4 protein-coding genes are annotated in these 3,030 nt (G+C 60.4%); all 4 read right to left on the bottom strand.

The window, feature by feature from the left end:
- Window positions 1–549: 549 nt before the first annotated feature.
- Entirely contained in the window at window positions 550–894 is a 345-nt protein-coding gene (locus I6F28_RS36915) for a hypothetical protein (RefSeq protein WP_225143902.1), read from the bottom strand.
- On the bottom strand, window positions 894–1,985 hold the full coding sequence (locus I6F28_RS36910; RefSeq protein WP_225143899.1) for an IS5 family transposase: 1,092 nt from the start codon (window positions 1,983–1,985) through the stop codon (window positions 894–896). The genes I6F28_RS36915 and I6F28_RS36910 overlap by 1 nt, the downstream gene beginning before the upstream one ends.
- 470 nt (window positions 1,986–2,455) lie before the next feature.
- On the bottom strand, window positions 2,456–2,764 hold the full coding sequence (locus I6F28_RS37585; RefSeq protein WP_249790062.1) for an EAL domain-containing protein: 309 nt from the start codon (window positions 2,762–2,764) through the stop codon (window positions 2,456–2,458).
- Window positions 2,683–3,030, bottom strand: a 348-nt coding sequence (locus I6F28_RS37580; RefSeq protein WP_276573451.1) for an EAL domain-containing protein, incomplete at its 5' end; no start/stop codon positions are given. The genes I6F28_RS37585 and I6F28_RS37580, both read right to left, overlap by 82 nt.

Raw genomic sequence — 3,030 nt, 5'->3', positions numbered from 1 at the left:
CACCGATGCGTTCATGCCACTCGAGGTGGACCAATGCAGAGCCACATTGAGGGCAGTTTTTGTGACGTGCTATTGAGACCGACTCCATGTGGCAGCTCGTGTCATTGCGTCAAAAGGCCACAGCCGAAGAAGCGTTAGCGTAGCCGCCGCTTCGTGGTCGGCTGCGGTGGATGCGCCTCTCTGTTCAAACCCTATGCCAACTGCGACAGCTTGATCAGTAAGGGAAAATTTTTCAAGGAAGTGTACCAGACCGACTGCATGTCAGAAATCGGACAGTCAAGGTCATGTTCGAACGTAATGTCGCAAATCCGACTAAGTCTCGTTTTGGAAGCCTTGGGGGATCGTTTGGTGCTGAGCAATGCGGCCTGGGAGGTTTGGCTGATCATAAACGGCCTGATCAGGAGGGCTCCCACCTGACGGGGAGCCGCGGATGTCCGTGGAAGTGTGATTCGGATCGTGTGCGTCCGGCCCTCCCTGGAGTAATCAGGAGTCGTTAGGAGACAGCTCCGGCGCTTCAGTCGGAGGGGCATTAGCAGGCTGTTGAAGAACTCAGCCGCGTTCGCAAACGAAGGCTGAATCGTCGCCATTGTGTATGTAGAAGTGGCCGACGAGCCTGCCGGCAGTGCCGATCATGGCCCATCCGCGACCGCAGGTGGGGTCATTCTCATCGTGTCCCTGCCATGAGAACTCCGCGCAGGCCGAACCGTCTCGCGTGCCGTAGCGGACGTCGAGGAAGCCCTTCAGCGCACCGAAGGCAACTTCACCGTCGGACTTGCCCTTGAAGGTGAGATGCGCCTGTTCGACGAGATCGAGGAAGTCGCCGTCCCAGGTGTCCATTTCGACGATGCGCCAGCGGCCGGCAAAGGCCTTGGCGAAGCCGGGCACCTTGGCCATCAGCCGGCCTCCGCGATCAGCTTGGGCAGCCGCACCAGATTGTAGGCGGCAGCAGCGAAGGTAAAGGCCCATCCGACGCGTTCACGGCCACGGAAGCTGGTCTTCTCTTGCCCGGCGACCGTCTTGATCCAGCCGAATGCCTCCTCGATCCGCTTGCGGATGCGCTGGCTGACGGCATAGCCGCCGTGCCGGGTCGTTCGCCCGTCGATCGCAGAGCTGCGGCCGCTGGTGTTCTGCGCAACATGCGGCGTCACGTTCATCGAGCGCAGCTCGTTGACGAAGTCTTCTGCGTCGTAGGCCTTGTCGGCGCCAAGCGTGATCGCTGTCGGCCGGTCGGCACGCGGTTCGATCATGTGCAGCGCGGCCACCCGTTCGGCATGCCCGTCGGCCTGTGTCAGGCAGGCGTCGACCAGCAAGCCGTGGCGGTTCTCCATCAGCCCATGCCCGATGAAGCACAGCTTCGTCTCCTTGCCTTTCCCCTTGCGGTAAAGCCTGGCATCGGGATCGGTGGTCGAAGCATGGGTGTCGTTCGAGCGTCTCTGGCCATGGAAGTCCGCTTCGGCATTGCGCCCGCCGCCTTGCGCTGGCGGCTCGCCCGAGCCTTCCTTGAGCTTGACGCTCTTCATCGAGGCCCAGGCCTCGATCAGCGTGCCATCGACCGAGAAGTGATCGCTCGACAGAAGCTTCTTCACCTTGGGCTGCGCCAGCACCGCCGCCAGAAACTTGGCCGCGATGTCGCCTTCCAGCAACCGGTCGCGGTTCTTCGAGAACACCGAATGGTCCCAGGCGGCGTCATCGACGCCGATTCCGACGAACCAGCGGAACAGCAGGTCGTATTCCAGCCGCTCCATCAGAAGCCGCTCCGAGCGGATCGAATAAAACGCCTGCAACAGCATCGCCCGCAGCAGCTTCTCCGGCGGGATCGACGGCCGCCCAATCGGCGAATAGAGCGCGGCAAACTCGCGCTCCAGCGTTGACAGCGCCTCGTTCACGATCGTCCGGACCGCTCGCAGCGGATGATCACGCCGCACCCGCGCCTCCAGGTCGACGTAGCTGAACAGCTCGCCCGTTCGATTGTCGCCGCCGCGCACGCCCCATCTCCGAATCTCGTCGGAGCTAATGAATCACGGTCGCCGGTCGGCGGCGAGCACCTTTTTCAACAGCCTGTTAGGGGATTTGGATAACGGCTCTTCGAGACAATATCCAGACTTCGGGTATCTGATCGCCGTTAATTCAGCTCATCGTGCATCTGCACGCCGCCAGAGCGAAGAGAGTAGTCGAAGATCAGGCGCTTGGCCGCTCGCGCACTCTGAGCGCATAGGGCCGTTCGCGGCCCCTGTGCGTTGACGCTGGAGTCGGTCAAAACAGTGATGCACGACAGGCCGCCGCCCGCAATCGCGTAATCGAGCCAAGGTGATCTCTTAGAGTCTGCGCCCTGTCCAAGTGAATGCGCCCGCCCTGAGCAACAATGCAGGGTGATGTGTCGAATGTATCGCGGCAACTCTAGACGCTTTATTCTGATCAAGTGTCTCCCGAGCACGCTTGAACTCAGCGCGTCGGCTCACGCATGTGGGTTTCTTGCTCCATCTTCAGTGACCGGTCCGCGGCTGGCTTCGCGATCGAGCAGCGCGGGGATACCGGCGGCTGGAACGGGACCACTGAACAGGTAGCCTTGTCCTTCTGTGCAACCATTGAACACCAGATAGACGAGCTGGCGTTCGTCTTCGACTCCCTCGGCCGTGGTCGTCAAACCAAACCCTTCAGCAAGGCCGATTATAGCACGAACGATCACCCGGCTGTCAGTGCTGTCGTGGAGATGCGACACGAAGCTGCGATCGATCTTGATCTTGTCAAGACGAAACGAAAGCAGCTGGCTAAGCGTAGCATAACCTGTTCCGAAATCATCGAGCGCGATGCGGGGACGCCGGCTTGACGAAGTTCGTCAATTACGGTCTTCGCAGCCCCGTTTCTTTCCACGAACGCGCTCTCTGTAATTTCAATCTCCAGGCGGCGCGGACTAAAGCCGGTCTGCTCTAGGAGCGATATAATGCGCTCTCCAAGCGCGGAATCCCGCAACTGAACAGGCGAAATGTTGAAGGCAAGCGAAAACGTCTTTGGCCACGCAGTGGCATCAAG

The sequence above is a fragment of the Bradyrhizobium sp. NBAIM14 genome, from assembly GCF_020193895.1.
Taxonomy (GTDB): domain Bacteria; phylum Pseudomonadota; class Alphaproteobacteria; order Rhizobiales; family Xanthobacteraceae; genus Bradyrhizobium; species Bradyrhizobium yuanmingense.
Note: the sequence above shows the minus strand (reverse complement) of the source record. Positions and strands in the feature narration are given on the sequence as shown.

What these genes read in the sequence shown, in the direction of transcription:
- I6F28_RS36915 (WP_225143902.1), bottom strand. Translation starts at nt 894, where the DNA reads ATGGCCAAGGTGCCCGGCTTCGCCAAGGCCTTTGCCGGCCGCTGGCGC.